18 protein-coding genes and 1 pseudogene are annotated in these 21,494 nt (G+C 71.6%); 3 read left to right on the forward strand and 16 right to left on the reverse strand.

Annotation, left to right across the window (positions count from 1 at the left end; translation table 11 throughout):
- Positions 1–54: 54 nt before the first annotated feature.
- Together ABIA32_RS02660 and ABIA32_RS02665 are read right to left on the reverse strand one after the other, a co-directional pair.
- Positions 55–1,041: a hypothetical protein gene (locus ABIA32_RS02660; protein WP_370092102.1), complete on the reverse strand. Its 987-nt coding sequence runs from the start codon at positions 1,039–1,041 to the stop codon at positions 55–57.
- Between the two features lie 48 nt (positions 1,042–1,089).
- Positions 1,090–1,236: pseudogene (locus ABIA32_RS02665) on the reverse strand (helix-turn-helix domain-containing protein); the annotation flags it as partial.
- A 23-nt stretch (positions 1,237–1,259) separates the two neighbouring features.
- Between ABIA32_RS02665 and ABIA32_RS02670 the strand changes: the two are divergent.
- Both ABIA32_RS02670 and ABIA32_RS02675 read left to right on the forward strand, forming a co-directional pair.
- Positions 1,260–1,685 carry a hypothetical protein gene (locus ABIA32_RS02670; RefSeq protein WP_370092103.1) on the forward strand — a complete coding sequence of 142 codons (426 nt, stop codon included), beginning with the start codon at positions 1,260–1,262 and terminating at the stop codon, positions 1,683–1,685.
- Between the two features lie 446 nt (positions 1,686–2,131).
- Positions 2,132–3,025: a lytic transglycosylase gene (locus tag ABIA32_RS02675; protein WP_370092104.1), complete on the forward strand. Its 894-nt coding sequence runs from the start codon at positions 2,132–2,134 to the stop codon at positions 3,023–3,025.
- A gap of 76 nt (positions 3,026–3,101) precedes the next feature.
- Here the strand turns inward: ABIA32_RS02675 and ABIA32_RS02680 are convergent, their stop codons facing one another.
- The 14 genes from ABIA32_RS02680 to ABIA32_RS02745 form a co-directional block, all read right to left on the reverse strand.
- Positions 3,102–4,175, reverse strand: a complete 1,074-nt coding sequence (locus ABIA32_RS02680; RefSeq protein WP_370092105.1) for an aldose epimerase family protein — start codon at positions 4,173–4,175, stop codon at positions 3,102–3,104.
- A 98-nt stretch (positions 4,176–4,273) separates the two neighbouring features.
- On the reverse strand, positions 4,274–5,281 hold the full coding sequence (locus ABIA32_RS02685) for an ABC transporter permease (protein WP_370092106.1): 1,008 nt from the start codon (positions 5,279–5,281) through the stop codon (positions 4,274–4,276).
- Positions 5,278–6,870, reverse strand: coding sequence for a sugar ABC transporter ATP-binding protein (locus ABIA32_RS02690; protein WP_370092107.1), 1,593 nt, complete (start codon positions 6,868–6,870; stop codon positions 5,278–5,280). The genes ABIA32_RS02685 and ABIA32_RS02690 overlap by 4 nt, the downstream gene beginning before the upstream one ends.
- A gap of 5 nt (positions 6,871–6,875) precedes the next feature.
- Positions 6,876–8,039, reverse strand: a complete 1,164-nt coding sequence (locus ABIA32_RS02695; RefSeq protein WP_370092108.1) for a substrate-binding domain-containing protein — start codon at positions 8,037–8,039, stop codon at positions 6,876–6,878.
- Between the two features lie 144 nt (positions 8,040–8,183).
- Complete coding sequence (locus ABIA32_RS02700) at positions 8,184–9,239, reverse strand: LacI family DNA-binding transcriptional regulator (protein ID WP_370092109.1); 1,056 nt, start codon at positions 9,237–9,239, stop codon at positions 8,184–8,186.
- 521 nt (positions 9,240–9,760) lie between these two features.
- Entirely contained in the window at positions 9,761–11,251 is a 1,491-nt protein-coding gene (gene araA / locus ABIA32_RS02705; RefSeq protein WP_370092110.1) for an L-arabinose isomerase, read from the reverse strand.
- On the reverse strand, positions 11,248–11,958 hold the full coding sequence (locus tag ABIA32_RS02710; RefSeq protein ID WP_370092111.1) for an L-ribulose-5-phosphate 4-epimerase: 711 nt from the start codon (positions 11,956–11,958) through the stop codon (positions 11,248–11,250). Before ABIA32_RS02710 ends, araA begins: the two co-directional genes overlap by 4 nt.
- On the reverse strand, positions 11,955–13,712 hold the full coding sequence (gene araB / locus ABIA32_RS02715; RefSeq protein WP_370092112.1) for a ribulokinase: 1,758 nt from the start codon (positions 13,710–13,712) through the stop codon (positions 11,955–11,957). Before araB ends, ABIA32_RS02710 begins: the two co-directional genes overlap by 4 nt.
- Before the next feature lie 192 nt (positions 13,713–13,904).
- A complete protein-coding gene (locus ABIA32_RS02720) occupies positions 13,905–14,393 on the reverse strand; it encodes a GNAT family N-acetyltransferase (protein ID WP_370092442.1) in 489 nt (162 codons plus the stop codon).
- A 278-nt stretch (positions 14,394–14,671) separates the two neighbouring features.
- On the reverse strand, positions 14,672–15,208 hold the full coding sequence (locus tag ABIA32_RS02725; protein WP_370092113.1) for a hypothetical protein: 537 nt from the start codon (positions 15,206–15,208) through the stop codon (positions 14,672–14,674).
- Between the two features lie 10 nt (positions 15,209–15,218).
- Positions 15,219–15,767, reverse strand: coding sequence for a hypothetical protein (locus ABIA32_RS02730; protein WP_370092114.1), 549 nt, complete (start codon positions 15,765–15,767; stop codon positions 15,219–15,221).
- 156 nt (positions 15,768–15,923) lie between these two features.
- Entirely contained in the window at positions 15,924–16,844 is a 921-nt protein-coding gene (locus tag ABIA32_RS02735; protein ID WP_370092115.1) for an NAD(P)-dependent oxidoreductase, read from the reverse strand.
- Between the two features lie 43 nt (positions 16,845–16,887).
- Positions 16,888–19,878, reverse strand: a complete 2,991-nt coding sequence (locus ABIA32_RS02740) for an aminotransferase (RefSeq protein ID WP_370092116.1) — start codon at positions 19,876–19,878, stop codon at positions 16,888–16,890.
- Positions 19,879–20,065: 187 nt separating this feature from the next.
- Positions 20,066–20,647, reverse strand: a complete 582-nt coding sequence (locus tag ABIA32_RS02745; protein WP_370092117.1) for a TetR/AcrR family transcriptional regulator — start codon at positions 20,645–20,647, stop codon at positions 20,066–20,068.
- Between the two features lie 131 nt (positions 20,648–20,778).
- On the opposite strand from ABIA32_RS02745, the gene ABIA32_RS02750 reads away from it, so the two are divergent.
- Positions 20,779–21,480 carry an SDR family oxidoreductase gene (locus tag ABIA32_RS02750; RefSeq protein ID WP_370092118.1) on the forward strand — a complete coding sequence of 234 codons (702 nt, stop codon included), beginning with the start codon at positions 20,779–20,781 and terminating at the stop codon, positions 21,478–21,480.
- Positions 21,481–21,494: the final 14 nt, after the last annotated feature.

The raw sequence follows: 21,494 nt of genomic DNA on the forward strand, positions 1-21,494 counted from the left end.
CCCCGTCCCGCGCACCCGGCCCTCTGGCCCGCGCGGGACGGGGCATGACCCGCGTCAGCGAAAGGTGACCAGGACTGCACCCCACTGCGCGGTGGTCGTCCCGGTCGCCGCGCAGCGCGCTTCGTCGGAGGCGACGCGGTAGGCGGTCGTGAGCTTGTAGGAGGAGAGCTCGAGGACGGGCAGGTCGGTCCAGCCCGCGACGAACTGCGGTGCGGTGCCGGTGTTGGTGCCCACCGCGCCGACCATGAGATCCCCGCTCCTGCAGGTGAGCGGATGCCGGCTCGTGCTGAAGGCCGTGCCGCCGAAGGGACCGTAGCCCTCGGCGTGTCCGGCGACGGCGTGGATCCCGCGGAACTCGTCGACGGCCACGTGGTACTTGCTCGAGTGCGGGTAGCTGAGCGTGATCTGGTCGGCGGTGCCCAGCGGACGCACGTCGAAAGCGACCAGGACCAGGGTTCGGTGGCGGGAGGCGTCGGTGACGTCGCCGGCGATCCGATAGGTGTTGCCCTGGCTGTCCTTGGCGTGGACCTCGCCGGCGCAGGTGCTGGTCAGCATGACGGTGACCACCAGGGTGTCCCCGGCGGACACCTCACGGATGAAGGGCAGCACGACCTCGGTGCCGTCGAGGCGAGCGGCCTCCGAGGCGGGGCGTGCGATCCAGCTCGGCCCGGGGGTTCCCGTGGACGCCTGTGGGACGTCGGCTCCTTGGGGGACGTAGGAGCCGGGTGACGCGGGAGCGACGCCCGAGGGGCAGCCGGTCGGATCGGTGGGGTAGCCGAGCGGCACCCGAGGGCCGGTGAGTGCGAGGGTGCCGCCCACGCCGAGCAGCAGGCCGAGAATCAGCGCCGCCCCGTGCGTGACCGCTCGCCGCGCCCGGCTTCCGCGGCCGCGCCGGGCGGGTGCGGGTGCGGGTGCGGCCGCCGTGAGAGTCGGAGCGGGAGTCGGAGTTGTCGGGAGGGTCGGGGCCTCGGCCTGGACCTGGGGCTCGGCCGGAGCAGGTCCGGCTGGGGGCGCCGACGCGCGACTCTTCTCCTGCAGCACGGTCCGCTGGATGCGGATCCACTCCTCGCCCCAGGCCTTCGCCTGCTCCTCGTTCGCGTCCAGAGCGCGGAGCAGCGCGGTGACGCGGTCAAGCGGCGGAAGCTGCGGGCGGTCGGGGCTCAGGGTGTGCGCGATAGTGCTGCGCGGGAGCCCGGTGCGCCGCTGGAGTTCCCGCAGCGAAAGGCCTCGGGTCTGCTTGAGCGCTCTGCGGTCCGACGGTGCTGAGCCTGCTCGGGCTGAGTCCGGTCGCGCGCGTCGTCTACGCCGAGATGCTGGAGCATCCCGACTACGGCCTGTCCGAGCTGGTGGCCTCGTCCGGCCTGCCGGAGCACCAGGGGCACGGCGCCTGCGACGAGCTGGCCGACCTCGCGCTGCTTCGACCCTCGCGCGAACGGCCGGGTGCGCTGCGCACGGTGAGCCTGCAGGTCGGACTCGATCTGGTGCTGCGGAGGCAAGAGGCGGAGTTGGCGCGAAGGGCGGCGAGAACGCGACCTGGAGCTCGCTTCACCGCCCAGCCGACCCTCTTCGTCTCCGAGGACCAGCTCGCCACCGCCCACCAGATCGTGTCCACGACCGGGACCTACGCGGCCGGCACCAGTGGATGGCCTCCGTGGTCACCCTCCGGTAGACACCTCTGCGCCTGAGCCTCGCGCAGGGCGGCTCTGTCATGGCCGCGGAACGGCTCGGCTCGTCGTGGGCCGGCCGCGGAAAGCCTGTCGACCCGGACGGAGCCTGGCTCCCATTTACGAACAAAACAGACAAAGACGGAGGTTGTACCCGCCGCCAAGAGGCCAGCTGAGACGCAGGTCACGGCCCTTTTGTGGCGTGTCGCACTTTACCGGCGGTAACGCTTGCTCCGCTTGTAAAGACCGTGTGACGGTGCACGAGGCAGGCGGACAGAGAGCCTGCCGGGAGCCCAGTGGACGGCGCACCGAGTGCCGAACATCCCCGCTGAGCCGTTCCCCTGCTCGGTCGGGCCAGTCCCGAAAGCCACCGGGCGTGCGAACTCCCCTCGCAGCGACGCCGATTCGGCGAGCGCGTGGATCCGTACGCCCTCGGTCTTGGGCAGTCCCGTCGACATTGGAGTGTCATGCGTCACCGTCGCCAGAACCTGCGGATCTCTCTCGCCCAGCTCAACAAGCGTCTCTCCGCGGTGCGCCTCAACAAGCGCCTCTCCGCCGGCATCGGCGCCGCCCTTCTCGTTACCGGCGCTGCCACCGGCACCGCCGTCGCCCTCACCGGCGGCGGTTCGGGAACGACCCACATCGCCACCGCGGCGAGCACCCAGGCCGCCGCGCGCGCAGCCAGCGACGCCGCGAACCGTTCCGAGCAGCGGGCCGCCCTCGGGGCCCAGGCCTCGGCGGCTGCGAAGGCCGCCGCCGCCAAGGCGAAGGCCGAGGCCGACGCCAAGGCCCAGGCCGCCGCGAAGGCGAAGGCCGAGGCTGCCGCCAAGGCGAAGGCCGCCGCGCAGGCCCAGGCTGCCGCCAAGGCGAAGGCCGCCGCGCAGGCTCAGGCTGCCGCGAAGGCCAAGGCCGATGCTCAGGCCCAGGCCGCCGCACAGGCCCAGGCTCAGGCCGCCGCCCAGGCGAAGGCTCAGGCCGCTGCCCAGGCCGCCGCCGCTGCCGCCGCGAAGGCCGCCGCGACGCCGACCTACTCCAACGACCTGTCCGGCTGGATCGCCCAGGCGCAGGCCGTTCTCGCCGCCAACGGCGACCACGTGCCGCCGGCCGACGCGATCACCGCCCGTGCGATGACCGAGTCCTCGGGCAACCCGAACGCGGTCAACAACTGGGACTCCAACGCGCAGGCCGGAACCCCCTCCGAGGGCCTGATGCAGGTGATCCAGCCGACGTTCGCCACCTACTCGCTGCCCGGTCACCAGGACATCATGAACCCGGTCGACAACATCATCGCCGCGGTCCGCTACGCGAACGCCACCTACGGCGCCTTCGAGAACATCGCGTACGGCACGAGCGGTTACTGACCCAGGTCGCTGCCCGCTCTCCGCACCTGCCCGTCGGTACCGATCCCGGTACCGGCGGGCAGGTGGCGTTGCGCCCTCAACCGGCCGTGAACCGGTAGGCCGTCGTCGAGCGGAAGACCTGACCCGGCCGCAGCACGGTGGAGGGAAACTGGGGCCGGTTCGGTGAGTCGGGGAAGTGCTGGGTCTCCAGGGCGATGCCCGCGAAGGGGAGATAGGGGCGCCCACCCGGGCCGGTGATGCTGCCGTCGAACAGGTTGCCCGTGTACACCTGGAGCCCCGGCTCGGTGGTCAGGCACTCCAGATGTCTCCCCGAGGCCGGGTGCCACAGCGTCGCCGCGAGCTCGGGGCTTTGGTTCCTACGGGGGTACAGCACCCAGTTGTGGTCGTACCCGCCGCCTGCGATCCGCAGCTGAGGGTGGTCGGCTGCGATCAGCTGCCCCAGCGGCCGGGGGGTGACGAAGTCGAAGGGCGTGCCGACCACGGGTGCCGCCTCTCCCAGGAGAGGGATGAGTTCCTGGTCGACGGGGGTGTAGCTGTCGGCGGCGATGTGCAGGACATGGTCCAGCACGTCGCCGCTGCCCTCTCCTGCCAGGTTGAAGTAGGCGTGATTGGTCAGGTTGATCACCGTCGGGGCGTCGGTGACCGCGTGATAGTCGACGGTCAGGGTCCCATCGGTGTCGAGGCTGTAGATCGCTGTGACATCGACTGCGCCGGGAAAGCCCTGGTCGCCGTCATCGCTGTGGAGGTGGAACGCGACGCCGACACGGTTGTCGTCGCGGAAGGGCTGGGCCTCCCATATGCGGTCGTCGAAGCCTCCGGGGCCGCCGTGGAGGGTGTGGCGGTCGTTCTCGTTGCGGGGAAGCTCATGAACGGTTGCGCCGACGGGAAGTCGGCCACCGCTGACGCGGTTCGCACAGCGCCCGATGGTGGCGCCGAAGTAGCGTGCCTCCCCCAGCAGTTGGGCGGGGTCAGCGGCGGAGAGCACAACGTTCGACCGGCGCCCCCGGCAGTCGGGGACATGCAGGGCGCTCAGCGTGGCGCCGAGGGTGAGCATCTGCGCGGTCACCGCGTCGTCGGAGCCGAAAGTCCATCGGTCCACCCGCCTGCCGTCAGGAAGACGCGCGGAGGACTCGCGGGAGACGTGCAGCATGGGGTCCTTCGTCCGAGGTCGGGATGCGGGCCGGTGTGTGAATGACGGCTGTGCGTGCCTGGTCGGCAGGTGAGGCCCTCACGCACACACCGGCCGGTTCAGGAGCGCTTGGCCAGCTGCCTGGCGCGGAGCCGGTCCGCGAGGATCGCCACGCCGAGGACGCCGCCGAGGACGATGTTCGTGTAGTTGGAGTTGATCTGAAGCGTCGTGAGGCCGTTGTTGATCAGCTCCAGCAGGACCGTGCCGGCCACGATCCCGAGGATTCGCCCCTGCCCACCCGTCAGGCTGACGCCGCCGATGACCGCCGCCGCGATCGCCGACAGCTCCCACCCGACGCCGACACCGCTGGCGGAGCCCACGCCCATGCGGCCGAGCACCAGCATCGACGCGAGTCCCGACAGCAACGACGAGGTCACGTACATCGACACGATCCGCCGGTTCCCCCGGATACCGGCCAGCCGGGCCGCCTCAGGATTGCCGCCGACCGCGTAGACCTGGCGGCCGGCATAGGTCCGCTCCAGGAAGAACCAGGCCAGCACCGCCACGATCACGAAGAGCACCAGCGGGACCGGGATCTGGGCCAGGTAGGTCTGCCCCACATTGCCGAAGAACCCGGAGATGCCCACGATCGACGTGCCCGAGGTGATCGCCAGCGTCACGCCCTGGGCGACGGTGTAGGTCACCAGGGTCACCACGAACGGCGGCATCTTCAGCCGGGTCACGGCCAGGCCGTGCCAGAGACCCACCAACCCGGTGATCGCCAGCGTGGCGAGCACCGCCACGCCTGCCGGCAGGCCGGCCCGGACGTTGAACCAGGACATCAGGATCACCGAGGTGCCCAGCAGCGCCCCGACCGAGAGGTCGATGCCGCCGGTCAGGATCACCAGCGACTCGCCGATCGCGATGAGTCCGTACTGGGCCAGGTCGAAGCCCATGCCCTGGAGGTTGACCGCGCTGGCGAAGGTGTCGCGGGCGAGCGCGAGTGCGATGAACACCGCGATGCAGGCGACGACGACGCCGACCTCGGGAGTGTCGACCAGGGCGCGCAGCCGGTTCCGAACGGGCGCCTCCGCGCCCTCACGGGCGGGAGCGGTCTGGGTGGTCATGCCGTTGCCTCCGTGCTTGCGGTCAGCGGCTGCGTTCCCGCGGCAGCTGTCATGATCCGTTCCTTGCTGAACTGCTCCCGTTGCAGGTCGGCGACGATCCGCCCGTGAGCCATGACGACGATCCGATGACAGATCCACAGCAGTTCCTCCAGTTCGGAGGAGGCCACGAGGACCGCCAGGCCGTGCTGGGCCGCCTTGTCGATGAGGTGGTAGATCTCCGCCTTCGCGCCGACGTCCACGCCGCGCGTGGGCTCGTCGAGCAGCAGCAGATCGGGGTCGGTGTGCAGCCAGCGCCCGAAGACGACCTTCTGCTGATTGCCGCCGGACAGCGAGCCGACCGGCTGTTCCTGTGAATGCATCCGCACACCCAGGTCCTCGACGATCTGCCGGGAACGGTCCTTGTCGCCCTTGGGGCTGAGCACGCCCCGCCACGAGTCGCGGCGCAGGGTGGCCAGGGTGGCGTTCCAGCGGACCGGGTGCTGGAGGAGCAGGGACTGCTCCTTGCGGTCCTCGGGCACGAGGCCGACACCGGCGGCGACTGCCTCGGCCGGGTGACGCGGGTGGAACCGCTTGCCGTTCAGCTCCACCTCCCCGCCGGTGCGGGGCTGCGCGCCCATGATGCTGTGCAGCAGGCGGCTGCGGCCCGATCCCATCAGTCCGGCCACGCCGACGATCTCGCCGGCGCGCAGCTCCAGGTCGACCGGGCCGAGGCCGTCCGCGGTCAGCCCGCGGGCGACCAGCACGGTGCGGGACTCCACGGACGCGGGCGGTGCGATGTCGCTGCGGGCCAGTTCGCTGCCGACCATCTCGCGGATCATCCGCTCCTCGGTGGCCTCCTCGGGGGTGAGGTCGGCCACCAGCCTGCCGCCGCGCAGCACGACGACGCGGTCGGCGATGTCCCTGACCTCGTCGAGGCGGTGGCCGATGAACAGGACAGCGCCCCCGTCAGCGGTGTGCCGACGGGCGAGGTCGAGGACCTTCCCGGCTTCCACCGGCCCGAGCGAGGAGGTGGGTTCGTCGAGGACGAGCACCAACGGCCGGTTCCCCCAGCCCTTGGCGATCTCAATCATCTGCCGGAGCGGGACCGGCAGTTGAGCCACCGGCCGGTCGACGTCGACGCCTTCGACGCCGACGTCCTGGAGCAGTCGCCGGGCCTCGCGGCGGGTGCCGGCCCGGTCGAAGAGGGCGCGGCGCAGCAGCCCGGCGTTCTGGGTGGCACGGGTGTGCCGGCCGAGGAGCAGGTTCTCGGCGACGCTGAGGCCGCCGACCAGCGGGAACTCCTGCGCCACCATGCTGACGCCGAGGGCCTTGGCGTGGTCGGGCCTGCCCGGATGGAGGGACCGGCCCGCGATCGTGATCTCCCCCGTGGTCGGGGAGACGGTGCCGGAGAGCACACCCATGAGGGTGGACTTCCCGGCGCCGTTCTCCCCTACCACGCAGGTGATCTGACCACGCTTGAGCTCCAGCTCGGGGATGTCCAGCACGGTGACCGGCCCGTAGCTCTTCTTCACCGCGCGCAGGACCGCGGCCGCTTCCGCCGCCGCTTCCGTGGCCTGTCCGGCGCCGCTGTGGGGAGCGTTGGTGGTCACCTGGGTCACCCCGCGATGCCGAGCGCGGTCTGCTTGGCCTGGAACGCGCTCAGGTTGCCCTGGGTCACCACGCCGACGCCGGAGCTGAGGGTGGTGCCGTCGGACTCCAGGTAGGGTTTGACGAGCGCGAGCGTGGCGTCCTTGCCCAGCACCTTCAGCGCGGCCAGCAGGTACGCGCCGGTGTAGCCCTGCTGGTAGGGCGACTGGACCACGGTGGCCTGGATGACCCCCTGCTGGATGAACTTCAAGGTCTGCGCGTCGCTGTCGTCGGAGACGACCTTGACCTGGCCCGTCTTGCCCGCCGCCTGGACCGCCTGCGCGGCCGAGGGGCCGTCGTAGGAGTAGACGCCGTACAGGCCGGTGACGTTGGGGTCGGTCTGGATGGCGGTCTGCGCGTTGGTGAGCGCCTTGGAGGCGTCCAGGTTGTCGGCGAGCTTGTTGACCACCTTGATGCCGGTGCCCTTGAGGGTGTCCTCGAAGCCCTGGATCCGCTCGACCGCGTTGGACGCGGTGAGCGAGCCGACCAGGACGACGACCTCGCCCTTGCCACCGAGGGCGGCCTTCATCGCCTCGCCGGCCTTCTGGCCCGCGGTGTAGTTGGGGGTCCCGAGGTAGAGAGCCGCGCCGTCTTCGGCGGGCAGCGGGGAGTCGATGGCCAGCACCGGCGTCCCGGCCGAATTCGCGGCCTGGATCGGCGACTTGATGGCGGTCGGGTCGATCGCCGAAACCGAGAAGGCGCTGATGTTCTGGCCGCGCAGGGTCTGGATCATGGACAGCTGCTGGTCCAGCCGACCATTGGCCGGAGCCTGGAAGGTGCCCTTGACACCGAGGTCGGACAGCCCCTTGTTGAAGCCGATCTTGCCCGCGTTCCAGTAGTCCACGGCCACGTTGACGACCATGGCCAGGTCCAGCTTGGACACGTCCTTGCCCTGGAGCGCGGACTTGAGCGCGGCGTCGAGCTTGGTCAGGTTGTCGTCGTTGAAGGTGATGTCGCCCTGGATCACCGGAGCCGCGGCCGGCGCAGAGCTGCCGCCCGAGGAGGACCCGGTGGCGTCACTGCTGCCGGCGCCCTGCTTGCTGCAGGCAGTCGCGGTCAGAGCCAGCGACGCGACGGCCGCCACGGCCGCGAGACGGGCGCCTCTGTTCCGGTGGGTGGTGCGAGCGCTCATGGTCGTTCCTCTCGATCTTTGCCAGAAGGGGTGGATCGCGCAAAGACGTGCTGTGAACCGGAGCGTCGTAAGGTGCACGACTCCTTGTTATCGCTCACACGGGACCATGCGGGACCGTGCGCGCGAAATCCTGAAGCGGCGCCCTCACCTGCTGCGTGGGCGTCCGCTGCTGGCCCGCAGGACCAGCTCGGGGGCAACCAGCGCCACCCGGTGGTCGGTGGCCCTGGAGCGCGGGGAAGGGCGGAGGGGAGGACTCTCGATGCGCTGGAGCAGCAGTTCCAGGCCGCGACGGCCGAGTTCCCCGAAGTCCTGCCGGACGGTGGTCAGCGGCGGTGTCAGGAAGGCGGCCTCGGGGATGTCGTCGAAGCCGACCACGCTGATGTCCTCAGGCACCCGTCGGCCGCTCTCCTGAAGCGCCCGCAGGACCCCGAGCGCCATGTGGTCGTTGGCGCAGAACACGGCGGTCACCGTCAGGTCGCCGGCCAGACGGAAACCGGCCTCGTAGCCGGAGCGGGCCGACCAGTCCCCCGCCAGACAGGGCACCACCTGTCGTCCCCGCTCGTCCAGCGCCTGCCGCCAGCCCGCCTCGCGGGCGTTCGCCTCCAGCCAGTCCTTGGGGCCGGCGACGTGATGGACGGTGGCGTGGCCGAGGTCGAGCAGGTAGCGCACGGCCGCCAACGCGCCGGCGTGGTTGTTCACGCCCGCCCCTGGCAGCTGTCCGGAGTCGGTCGGGCCGACGGTCACCATCGGGACGGTGCCGACGCGCTGGGCCAGCGCCGCGACGGTGGACCCCTGGGAGGCGATGACCGCGATTCCCTCGACGGCCTGGTCCCGCAGCCGGTCCACGGCCTCGTGGACGGAGTGGATGCCCTGGTAGCGAAGGCTCGCGATGCTGATGAAGTAGCTCGCCGCACGGGCGGCCTGCTCGATGCCGTAGAGCATCTGCGAGGGCCCGTACAGGGTGCTCTCGAAGCTGATCACACCGAGCGTCTGCGACTTGCGGGTGACCAGGGTGCGCGCGGCGCTGTTGGGACGGTAGTCCAGTTCGCGGATCGCGACGAGAACCCGCTCCCTGGTCTCAGGACGCACGTTCGGCCTGTCGTTCAGGACCCGCGAAACGGTCTGATGGGACACGCCGGCCAGCCGGGCCACATCCGCCATCACGGGCAGTGCGCCGTCCGCGGTGCTACCTGCCGGCATGGGTGACTCCTGGAAAGGGGTTGCGTGGGGAAGGGCTGAGGATGTGAACGTGCGACCCTGAGTGTCCGTCAGAGGCCCGCTCCGCTGGGGTACTCGATTGTTTGCGTTCACAAATGCTGCCGTCAATGGGTCGTGCAGGTCACGTTTGGGTTTCTTGCGCAGCGCCCGGGCAGGGTCGCGCCGGGCCTGGAGCGTGGCCTGGCACCGGGCACGGAGCGGCCACCCTCGGTGCTCGGACAGCTCACCGCAGGCGCACCGCAGGCCCTCGGCCTGGGCACGCCTGGGACGCTCCGGCCGCGGTGAGCGGGAGCAGCCGCGTGCCACACTGCACGCCTCCCGCCCACCTGCCAGGCCTGCCGCGGCGCAGACGGCAGGCGCCTGCCGCGGGCCGCCGCAAGAGGGTGCAACGGCGGCCTGCGGCAGAGACATGGCACGGAGGGCCAGTCGCACCATCAGGGGCGCGCGGCTCTGCTTGATCAACTGCGTGCGCGACAAGCCACCCTGGGTGGTGAGTCCCCGCGTCAGAAGCCCTGCGCCAGCCGGTGGTACGCCTGGTTCCAGCGCAGTTCCTGGGTGAAGCGGCGCGTGGTGGTGGCCGCGTCGATCAGAGCGAGCTCGGTGCCGGTCATCTCCGCGAAGTCGTGCAGTTCCTCGGCGCCCACCGCCGTGGACAGCACGGTGTGGTGCGGGCCACCGGCGGTCAGCCAGGCCTCGGCCGAGGTGGCCAGGTCCGGCCTCGGCGCCCACACCGCACGCGCCACCGGAAGCCTGGGCAGCGGCTCCAGCGGCTCCACGATGTCGATCTCGTTCGCCACCAGCCGGAACCGGTCCCCCACATCCGCCAGACCGACCACGACCGCGGGCCTGGTCGCGGCGTCGAAGACCAGGCGGACCGGGTCCTCGCGGCCACCGATACCCAGCGCGTGGACCTCACAACTCGGCTGCGCGGCAGCGATGCTGGGGCAGACCTCCAGCATGTGCGCACCGAGAATCAGCTCCTGGCCCGGCGTCAGGTGATAGGTGTAGTCCTCCATGAAGGAGGTCCCCCCCGGCAGGCCCCTGCCCATCGCCTTGAGCGTGCGCAACAGCGCGGAGGTCTTCCAGTCACCCTCGCCGCCGAAGCCGTAGCCGTCGGCCATCAGCCGCTGCACCGCCAGGCCAGGAAGCTGACGCAGTCCGCCCAGGTCCTCGAAGTTGGTGGTGAACGCGCCGAAGCCGCCCTCGGTCAGGAAGGTCCGCAGCCCGGCCTCGATCCGGGCCGCGTAGCGCAGCGACTCGTGCCGCTCCCCGCCCGGCGCGAGCTCCGGGGCCAGCCGGTACTGCTCGGTGTACTCCTTGACGAGCGCGTCGGCCTCCGCGTCGGCGACCTCGTCGACGACGGCCACCAGGTCGTTGACGCCGTAGGTGTTGACCGAGACACCGAAGCGCAGTTGCGCCTCGACCTTGTCGCCCTCGGTCACCGCCACGTCGCGCATGTTGTCCCCGAAGCGCGCCAGCTTCAGGCTGCGCAGCTCGGCCCGGCCGACCGCGGCCCGCGCCCACGCCGCGGTCCGCTCGGCCACCCGTGGGTCGCTGACGTGGCCGGCCACGGTCTTGCGGGCGACTCCGAGCCGGGCCTGGATGTAACCGAACTCGCGGTCGCCGTGCGCGGCCTGATTGAGATTCATGAAGTCCATGTCCAGGCCGGCCCAGGGGATCTCGACGTGGGCCTGGGTGTGCAGGTGCAGCAGCGGCTTGGCGAGAGCGTCGAGCCCGGAGATCCACATCTTCGCCGGGGAGAAGGTATGCATCCAGGCGACGACGCCGACGCACTCGTCGGCCGCGTTCGCCTCCAGCATCACCCGGCGGATGGCCGCCGCATCGGTGAGCACCGGCTTCCACGTCAGCTGCACCGGCAGCCGCCCGCTCTCCGTCAGCTGCCGGGCGATGGCCTGGGACTGCTCCGCGACCTGCCGCAGGGTGTCCGCCCCGTAGAGATGCTGACTTCCCGTCAGGAACCAGACCTCGCTCATGCTTCGACTCCCCGGGGTTCGCCGGCCTGCTGGCCGTAGACGTTCTGGTAGCGGTCGTACAACTTGTCGATGTCGGCCTGGCCGAGCCGCGCCACCGGCCCGAGCTGCCGGGCCAGATGGACGGTTCGGGCGACGTCCTCGCACATCACCGCGGCCTTCACGGCCGCCTGGGCGTTCCTGCCGATGGTGAACACCCCGTGCTGACGCATCAGCACCGCCGGCGAGCGGTGGTCCTTCAGCGTGGCCACGATGCCTTCGCCGATCGAGTGGTCCCCGATCAGCGCGAACGGACCGACCGGGATGTCGTCCCCGAACTCGTCGCCCATCGCGGTGATCGCGCACGGGATGGGCTCGCCGACCGCCGACCAGGCGGTGGCGTAGGGCGAGTGGCTGTGCACCACCCCGCCGACCTCGGGCATGTTCCGGTACACGTAGGCATGCGCCGCCGTGTCGGAGGACGGCTGGTGCGACCCCTCGACGACGTTGCCGTTCAGGTCGGTGACGATCATCGTGTCCGGGGTCAGGTCGTCGTAGGAGACGCCGCTGGGCTTGATGACCATCAAGTCCCGCCCTGGCACCCGGGCGGAGACGTTGCCGCTGGTCCAGGCGACCAGCCCCCAGCGCAGCAACTCCGCGTGCAGCGCGCAGACTTCGGTCTTCAGGGTCTCGATCTTCAGGGTCTCGATGCTGATATCGGCGGCACTCATGCGGTGACTCCGTCGAGGTCGGGGTGCATGTCGGGGAGCGTGTCGGAGAGGGTCGCGGGCAGGTTCGCGGCGGTGCGGGCCTGGTCGCGCAGGGCGCGCAGCCGGTGCATCGCGCCGGAGCCACCGCGCCCGAAGTGGTCGTGCAGCTCCCGGTACTCGGCGTAGAGCAGGTCGTAGGCCCGCGCGCGGTCGGGATCCGGGGTGTAGAGGGCACGATGGACGCGTCCCATCTCCTCGGACGCGGTCCGGATGTCCGAGTAGGCGCCTGCGGCGACCGCCGCGTGGATCGCGGAGCCGAGAGCCGGACCCTGATCGGACCCGATGACGTTGATCGGGCGACGCAGCACGTCGCTGTAGATCTGCATCAGGAAGGCGTTCTTGGGCAGTCCCCCGGCCACGGTGAACTCGGTGACCGGCACCCCGGACTCCTCGAACGCCTCGACGATGGTGCGGGTGCCGAAGGCGGTGGCCTCAAGCAGCGCCCGGTAGATCTCCTCGGGGCGGGTGTCGAGAGTCAGCCCGAGCAGCAGCCCGGAGAGATGGTGGTCCACCAGGACGGAGCGGTTGCCGCTGTGCCAGTCCAGCGCCACCAGCCCGTGCGCGCCGACCGGCTGGACGGCGGCCTTCTCGGTGAGCAACTGGTGTGCGCTGATGCCGCGTTCACGGGCCTCGCGGGCGTACTCCTCCGGCAGCGCGGTGCGCGCGGCCCAGCCGAAGATGTCGCCGACGCCGGACTGCCCGGCCTCGTAGCCCCAGAGGCCCGGCACGACGCCGTCCGCGACCACTCCGCACATGCCCGGCACCTCGGAGAGCCGGTCCGAGTTCATGATGTGGCAGGTGCTGGTGCCCATGATCGCCAGCAGGTGGCCGGGTTCCAGGGCCCGGGCGGCGGCGTTGGTGACGTGGGCGTCGACATTGCCCACGCTGACCGGAATGCCCTCATTCAGACCGGTCCACGCCGCCGCCCGGGAGCTCAGACCCCCCGCCCGCGCGCCGAGCGGAGACAGGGGGAACTCCACCTTCTCGGTGAACCCGGCGAAGTCGGGGTGCAGCGCCGCCAGGAACTCGGCTCCGGGACGGCCGCTGCCGGGAAGCAGATCGGGCTGGTGGATGCCCTTGTATCCGGCGGTGCAGAGGTTGCGGTTCTCCGCGCCGGTGAGCTCCCAGACGATCCAGTCCGCCGCCTCGATCCAGCGTTCGGCGGCCTGGTAGACCTCAGGGTCCTCCTCGAGCAGTTGCAGAGCCTTGGCGTACTCCCACTCGCTGGAGATCTTCCCGCCGTACCTGGCCGGCCAGGGCTCCCCGCGCTGCTCGGCCAGGGCGTTGATGCGATCCGCCTGGCCCTGCGCGGCGTGGTGTCGCCACAGCTTCGGGTAGGCGTGCGGACGCTCGCCGAACTGCGGCAGCTCGCAGAGCGGAGTACCACCGCGGGTGGTGGGCAGCACCGTGCAGGCGGTGAAGTCGGTGCCGAGGCCGGTGACCTGCTCGGGGGTGACTCCCGCGGCTGCGAGGGCGGCGGGAACGGCGTGGCGCAGCACGTCACGCCAGTCCTCGGGAATCTGCAGCGCCCAGTCGGGCGGGAGGGGGCGGCTGTCCCCGGGCAGGTTCCGCTCGACGACACCGTGCCGGTACTCGTGCACCGCGTCTCCTAGCTGGACGCCGTCACGCACGCGCACGACGACGGCGCGCCCGGAGAGGGTGCCGTAGTCGACGCCGATGGTGACGGCCTCTTCGGCGGATATCTGCTCTCGCACCGGACACTCCTGGGATCTGCGAGTAGGTGAACGCGATGTCGCATTGCATGTGAGCGCTAACAATGACCGGGACCCTGGGGCACCGCTCCGCCAGGTGAACCGGAGCGACGATGGGGTGAGGGCGGGTCCCGATAGATTGTTAGCGCTCACATATACGGCCGTCAACCTTCCGCACAGGATTTCCCGAGGCGCTCACACCTCGCCGGTGGCCGAACCCGGCTGTCGCACCATGAAGACGTCGATCGGGTCCTGACCCTCCACCGTGAACCCATGGCGCTCGTACAGCCGTCGGGCGGCGCTGCCCTGAAGGACATTCAGGCGGACGGGCATGCCGTCGGCATCGGCCCGGTCCAGAAGCGTGCGCAGGACTGCCGAGCCGAGCCCCCGGCCCTGGAGGTCCGGGTCGAGATAGAAATGCTCCAGCCAGTGGCCATCCTCGGCCGGCCGCACGGTGACGGAGCCCGCGAAAGCGCCGTCCGCCACGATGACCGACGTGTGCTGCGGCGAGAAGGAATCGCGCAGCCGCTGCCGGACCCGGTGCTCGTCGAACCGCCCCAGGCGCTCCAGATCCGGACGCATCACCGCCGCCCGCAGCTCCGCGATCACCTCGACGTCGCCCTGCTCCGCGCAGCGCAGCGCCCAACCCGTCGAAGTGCTCGACTCACTCGTCCGCGCATCCATGGCCGGATTATCCCAGCAGCCCACTGATCCCGGACGACGGGCCACCACGCCGTAGCTGCGCCCGTTCGCGACGACCTCGCCGAGAGGGACCATTCCGAAGCCGTCCACGTGAAGGCGTCCAGCGCGTCTCGCTCAGCGGCCCGTCCTGCCAGCGCAGCTCGTCCCGGGCCTGGAGCGGCGGAGCGACGCACAGGCCCGCGACCCCCGCGAACATCGCGCGGCGCTGCCGCGTCACCGGTCAGTGACGCCGGTCCCGCCGCGCGAGTGACTGGTGACCTTCAGCTCGTGGAAGGGGGTGGCAGTCCGAGTTGGCTGCGGATCGTCGTCACCGCGTCCTCGACGGGAACGTTGGCCGCCGTCAGTCGCGCCTCGTACTGGCGCAGGAGCGGGAGCGTGGTGACGTCGGCGGCCGTGGTGGTGAGCTCGGCGCGGGCCTCGTTGACCGTGGCCAGGCGTCGGGCGACCGCCTCGGTCTGCGGGGGAAAGGTCAGGGCCAGCAGGCGGCGGTCGAACAGGCGCTCCGTGTCCGCAGCGTCGCGCAGATCCGCCTGCGCGGCGGCGAGTCGTCCGCGATCGGGGCCCGCCAGCCGGTCGAAGTCGATCTCCAGGCGACGGTTCCCCGCGACCGCGATGGCGAGATACCGCGCGGCCTCCGCTCGCCGCTCCGGGCTCGGCGGTGGCGCCGCGCGGGGCGGGGCCGCGGGGTGACCCGACGCGCACCCCGCGGCCAGCAGCACGATGCCCAGCGACGCCGCCCCGACCCACGCACCGTGCCGTCCTCGGCGTTCGCGACGCTGCACCTCAGTGCCGGTCATGGCGCCGGTCTCAGTACCCGTACCCGCCTGTCGAGGGGCTGGGCGCCGGGGTCGACGGCGTGGTCGACGGCGCTGTCGAGGGGACGCTCGTGATCGCGTTGCCGTCGACGCCGACGACGTACCAGGTGCCGCCGAAGCTCGCGATGCCCTCGCCGTTGACGTCACCGGCCTTGGAGTCCTGGGCGAAGGTGTACAGGGGGTGGCCCTTGTAGGTGACCTGCGCCGTATGGTCGGTCCGTGTGGTGGTCCCGACCAGGGAGGCGGTCACGCCGCTGTTGGTGGGGGTGCCGGTCGTGTGGTCAGGCGGCCACACCGACGTACACGTGCCGTTGCAGCTCGACTTCGCACCGGTGTCGGCGGTCAGCAGATACAGCGTGCGGCCGGAGCCGTCGACCAGGATCTGCCCATACTTCGAGCTCTGGGCGTGCAGGGCGGTCGTGGCCGCTGGTGCGCTGCTGGACGGCGGCGAGGAGACCGAGTTCTTGGTGCTGGAGCTGCATCCGACGGCGAGGGTCGCGACGGCGGCCGCACCGGCTGTGATGGCGATGACACGGTTCATGGTGCTCTTCTTCCGCCGGAACCACCGCCCCACCTGCTGCGAGGCGATCGGTCCGCGAGCCGCCGAGAGACGGGCCTGCCGGGAATACGCGCGGGAGCGGCTCCGGGTTCATGATCCCCCGTGGGCTGCCCTCGCGCAGGTCGGCGCTGCCGGCCGTCAGCGCGGCGGGGAGTCGAAGCTGGCGTAGTACGCGGCGGCCATGTCCTCGTCGCCGTGGCCCTGGGCCGCGGCGCGGGCGAAGCGCTCGGCGCAGGCGGCCGCCACGTCGAGGCGGACGCCGTACCGCGCCCCCGCCCGGACGATGAGCCGGGCGTCCTTCTCCGCGGTGGTCACCGCGAAGGCCGCCGGGGTGAGCCGGCCCTCCAGCAGCAGCGCGGCCTTGGCCTGCAGGTAACCCATGTCGAGCGGGCCGCCGCCGACGGCGTCCAGGAAGCTCTGCGGGTCCACGCCGAGGCCCTGGGCCAGCGCCAGCGTCTCGCCGACCGCGTTGGCGACCGCGAGGACCCAGCTGTTGGCCACCAACTTCAGTCTGGTCGCGCTGCCCGCCGCGGCGTCCTCGCCCGTCCACATCGTGCGAGCGCCGATCACGTCGAGGACCGGCGTGACGAGCTCCCGCTCCCCGCTCGGGCCGGCCGCGAGGACCAACAACTGGCCCGCCTCGGCCGGCTGCCGGGTGCCGAGCACCGGGGCGTCGAAGAGGACCAGGCCCAGGTGCCGCGCGAGCGCGGCCAGTTCGCCGACAGCCTCGACGCCCACGGTGGTCGACTGCACCCAGGCCGCGCCGGCGCGCAGGGCCGGAGCCGCGGCGCGCATCACCTCCAGCACGGCGGGGCCGTCGTGCAGCATGGTGAGCACGACGTCGGCGCCCCGCACGGCCTCGGCCGGACTGTCGGCCACGTGGACGCCGTCAGCTGCCAGCGACTCCGCCTTGGCCCGGGTACGGTTCCAGGCCCTGGTGTCGTGCCCCGCGCGGGCGAGGTTGCGGGCCATCGCGGCGCCCATGATTCCGGTGCCCAGCACGCCCACGGTCAGCTTGCCCGTCGCGTTGTCTGTCACGTCGTCCGTCACGTCCGTCATGCCGTTCACGATATTCGCCGGGACGCCCGTCCGCCGGTTCCGCTCACCGCCCGCCTGTCGGCGTCTCCAGTTCGGTCAGCGCGCGGTCCAGCATGGCCGTGAAGAAGTCGACCGCCTCGGCGTCGATGCAGAGCGGCGGCTTGATCTTGAGGACGTTGAGGTGGTCCCCGGTGGGCTGGACCACGACGCCGAGGTCGAGCATCCGGTCGCAGAGCTCGGCGGTCTCCTCGGTGGCCGGCTCCAGCGTGGCTCGGTCGCGCACCAGTTCCAGGCCGAGGTAGAGGCCCGAGCCGTGGACCGCGCCGACGATCGGGTGTCGACGGCCGAGCGCTTCCAGGCCCGCCTTGAGCCGACCGCCGGTGCGCACCGCGTTGCCCTGCAGGTCCTCGTCGCGGATGGCGTCCAGGACGGTGAGGCCGACGACGCTGGAGACGGGGCTGCCGCCGGTCGAGGAGAAGAAGTAGCCCTGGTCGCGGTAGCGCTCGGCAACGGCCCTGGAGGTGATCACGGCGCCCAACGGATGGCCGTTGCCCATGGCTTTGGCCACGCAGACGATGTCAGGGACGACCTGCTGCTGCTCGAACCCCCAGAACCAGTGACCGAGCCGCCCGTAGCCGACCTGCACCTCGTCCGCCACCGCCAGGCCGCCTTGGCGCCGCACGGCCGCGTAGACCTGCTCCAGGTAGCCGTCGGGCAGCGCCACCCCACCGGCGTTGCCGTAGTAGGTCTCGGCGAGGAAGGCCCCGGGCGCCCGCCCGGACGCGGCGAGCTCGTCGATGACCTGGACCGCCTCCGGCGCGTAGCGGACGGCCTCGGCGCCGCGGTGGCGGCCGCGGTAGGAGTTGGGCGAGTCCACGGTGTGCACCCAACCGGGCCGGGTGGCCAGGGCGTTGGGGTTGTCCTGGAGCGAGGTGGAGACGGCGTCGGAGGCGTAGGTCCAGCCGTGGTACGCCTCGCGCAGGGCCACGACGTCGTGCTGCCCGGTGGCGCCGATAGCGAGGCGGAGGCCCAGATCGACCGCTTCGGAGCCGGAATTGACCAGGAAGACGGTGTCCAGCTGCTCCGGCAGGAGCGAGGCCAGGCGCTCGGTGAACTCGACCACCGAGGCGTAGTGGAACCGCGAGTTGGTGTTGAGTCGGCGCAACTGCCGCGCGACCGCGCGCTCGACGGCGGGGTGGGCGTGGCCGATCGCGCTCACGTTGTTGACGATGTCGAGGTAGGCGCGGCCCTGGTCGGAGACCAGGTGGTGGCGCCAGCCGCGCTCGATCCGGGGCGGGTCGTCGTAGTAGTGCCCCTGCACGGTCGCGAAGGAGGCCGCGCGGCGGGCCAGCAGGGCCGTGTTGGCGCCCGCCGTGGCGGGCGCGGCGGGCAGTCCGAGCAGCGCGGACGGGTCGGCGGTGAGCGTCAGCCAGCCGGCGGCGTACTCGGGTCGGACCACCTCCGGTACGGCGTCGGTGGCGTGCGGGCCGCGCTGCAACGACACGTGCAGGCGCGCGCCCTCGGGCAGTACGGCCAGTTCCTCGCCCGCGCGGACCTCCGCTCCCCCCTGCGCGGCGTCCTTGCCCGCACTCCAGGAGAGACGGAGCGTCAGATCACGGCAGACGAGCTCCAGTCGACCGGCATCCGCGCTCAGCACCCGGCCGTCCCAGGGGGCCTGCAGCACGGCCCCGCGGCCGAACCAGAGCTCAAGCCCGGTGGCGACGGTGGCCGGGGAGTCGGCCGAGAGCACGCGCGAGCGGGTGAGTCGCGCCGCTCCGTACGGCGCGGCGACGACGTGCGGCCCGTCGGCGAGGAGGGCCTGCGCGAGGCGGTCCTCGAGGCCAGGTTCCAGCCAGGCTCCGCGGTCCATGGCGTCCGCGTCGGCGGTCAGATCGAGCAGCGCGACGTCGCCCGGCTGCAGGCCCGCGACCAGCCCGGCGGTCGGGGCGGGGACCTGCGGCTCCTCGGCCAGACCGAGCCGGTCGAGGACCAGTCCGGTCATCACGTCCACGGGGACGCTGGTGGCCTGCTCGAAGATCCGCCATTCGCGGTCGAGCGCGGCCTGGACGTAGCCGTTGTCGCCGTCCACGGCGGCCTGGTGGCGTCCGCTGGCCACGAGGGTGGCGGCGCGGAGCACGACGAGCGGCCACAGTGCCCGCACCTCAGCGCGGCTGAGCGGACGCTCGGCGTGGAAGGCCTGGATCGCCGGCAGCGCGTGGTGCGGCTCCACGCCGGCGTGGTGCAGCAGCGAGGAGAGCGGCACCGCGAGCTCGCAGACGGCCCAGCTGGTGGTCAGGTCGCCGAAGTCGATCACGCCGTCCGGCCGTGGCGGCACGCCGCCGACGGCGGCGACCAGGTTGTCGTCGGTGAGGTCCAGGTGCACCGCCTGGCGCGGCAGCTCCGCGCGCACGGCGGCGAGCCGGCTCCAGGCGTCCTCCGCCGCCGCTGCGACGGCCGCGCGCTGGGCGGGCTCGGCGATGTGCTCCAGCAGCAGGGCGACGACGCGGTCGGCGTACTGGAGATCCCACTGGAGGACGCGGTCCAGGCCGGGGTGCCGGAAATCGCGCAGCGCAGCGCTGACCCGGCCGGCGATCCTGCCCATCGCGGCGACGGAACGCGGCGACAGATGACGCGATCCGGAGAGCGTGCCGCCGGGCAGGTGCCGCAGCAGCCGAGCGGTGACCGGACCGGACTCCGTCTCGACCACAGCGGCCTGCCGACTCCGGTCCGGCCGCCGCAGGACGGTGGCGATCCGCAGGTCGGGACAGGCTGCGGCGAGCAGATCCGCCGCGTCGTCCTGGGCCGCGATCTCGGTCGCTCCGAACGCCGGATTGGCGATCTTGAGCACGGCGAGGTCGCTGCCGTCCTCGGCGCGGAGCAGGAAGTTGGCGTCCTGCTGGCTGCCGAGCGACAGGACCTGCGCCGGGGCGCCTCGTTCCGGACCGCTCAGCTGCTCGGCGATGCGTCGGGCCTCATCGGCGCCGACCCGGGGCGCGGGCAGTGCCTCGCTGGCGAAGAAGTCGACGGTGGGCGGCTGTTGCGGCTGCGACGTCATGAGGGTTCCTGGCTGCTCGCTGGTCAGGGTGCACACGCGCGGCGAGCGTCAGGGATGAGCGCGACACGCGATGCGCCCAACCATACAGTCCAATACTGCACAGGACACGGGCTGGACGATTGATTCGAGCGTCGAATCGACCGAATCGAGCGCAGTGGCGTCACATATCGAACATCGAAGCCGAGAGCTACTCCACCCCTGCCGCGTCCAGCAGGGTCGTGGCCGTCGCCACGGCGAGGCCGTCGATGCCGCGCGCCTGGACCACACCCCAGACGCTGGACCCGTCGAAGACCACCGTCAACTGCCGCGCCAGCAGCTCGGGCTCACGCGCCCCACCCCGCTCGGCCTCCCGCCGGAAGAAGCGGGTGAGCGCGTCCTTGTAGGCGCGGGCGACCTCGTGCGCCGGATGCTCCGGCGACTTGAGCTCCACCGCCGTCGCCGCGAACGGACAGCCCCGGAACGCCGGGTCGGCCGACAGTTCCTCCAGGCTCCGGAAGACGTGGAGGATCCGCTCACGCGGCGACCGGCCGACCTCGGCGGCGGGAACCATCCGCGCCGTGTAGTCGGGCACGCGGCGCTCCAGGCTCGCCGCCACGACCTCGTCCTTGCTCCCGAACAACTGGTACATCGAGCGCTTGGACACCCCCGCAGTCCGGCACAGCGCCTCGACTCCGACATGGACGCCCTCCCGATAGAAGAGCTCCGCGGCCGCATCGAGCAGACGGTCACGCGTCGAGGAGGCAGAGGTGGAGGTGTTCGCGGGCGTCATGCGCCCAGCCTACGGCGGGGCTCGACAAACGGAAACCGATCGGTTTACGGTAGCTGGAAACCGATCGGTTTCCTCGCGCACGCACCCCCGCCACCCCAGGCCCGCACCACCCCAGGCACAGGAGATTTCTCATGACCTCGATCAAGGGCTCGGTCGCCCTCGTCACCGGCGGCAGCCGCGGCATCGGCAAGGCGCTGGTGGAGCAGCTGTACGCACGCGGCGCCACCAAGGTCTACGCCACCGCCCGCGACCCGCGCACCGTCACCCACCCCGACGCGGTCCCGCTGGCTCTGGAGGTCACCGACCCCGCCTCCGTCGCCGCCGCGGCCGAGCAGGCCAAGGACGTCACCATCCTGATCAACAATGCCGGCGCCCTGGTCGGGGCCTCCTTCCTGGGCTCCCCTGTCGAGGACGTGCGCCACGAGTTCGAGACCAACTTCTACGGTCCGCTGCTGCTGACCCGTGCCTTCGTGCCGGTCATCGAGCGCAACGGGGGCGGGCACATCCTCAACGCCCACTCCGTCCTGTCCTGGCTGGCCAACGGCGGCTCCTACAGCGCCTCCAAAGCCGCCCTGTGGTCCCAGACCAACTCGCTCCGCCTCGAACTGCGTCCTCGCGGCATCGGAGTGACGGGCCTGCACATGGCTTACGTGGACACCGACATGGCCGCCCGCGTCGACGCCCCGAAGGCCAGCCCCGAGGACATCGCCGCACAGGCGCTGGACGGCATCGAGGCCGGTGCGCACGAGGTCCTGGCCGACGAGACGACCCGGCAGGTCAAGGCCGCACTCTCCGGCGATCTCGGCGCGCTCTACCCCCAGCTCGCGGATTGACCGGGTGCCACCTC

This window comes from Streptacidiphilus sp. MAP12-20 (assembly GCF_041262525.1).
In the GTDB taxonomy this organism is placed as follows: Bacteria; Actinomycetota; Actinomycetes; order Streptomycetales; family Streptomycetaceae; genus Streptacidiphilus.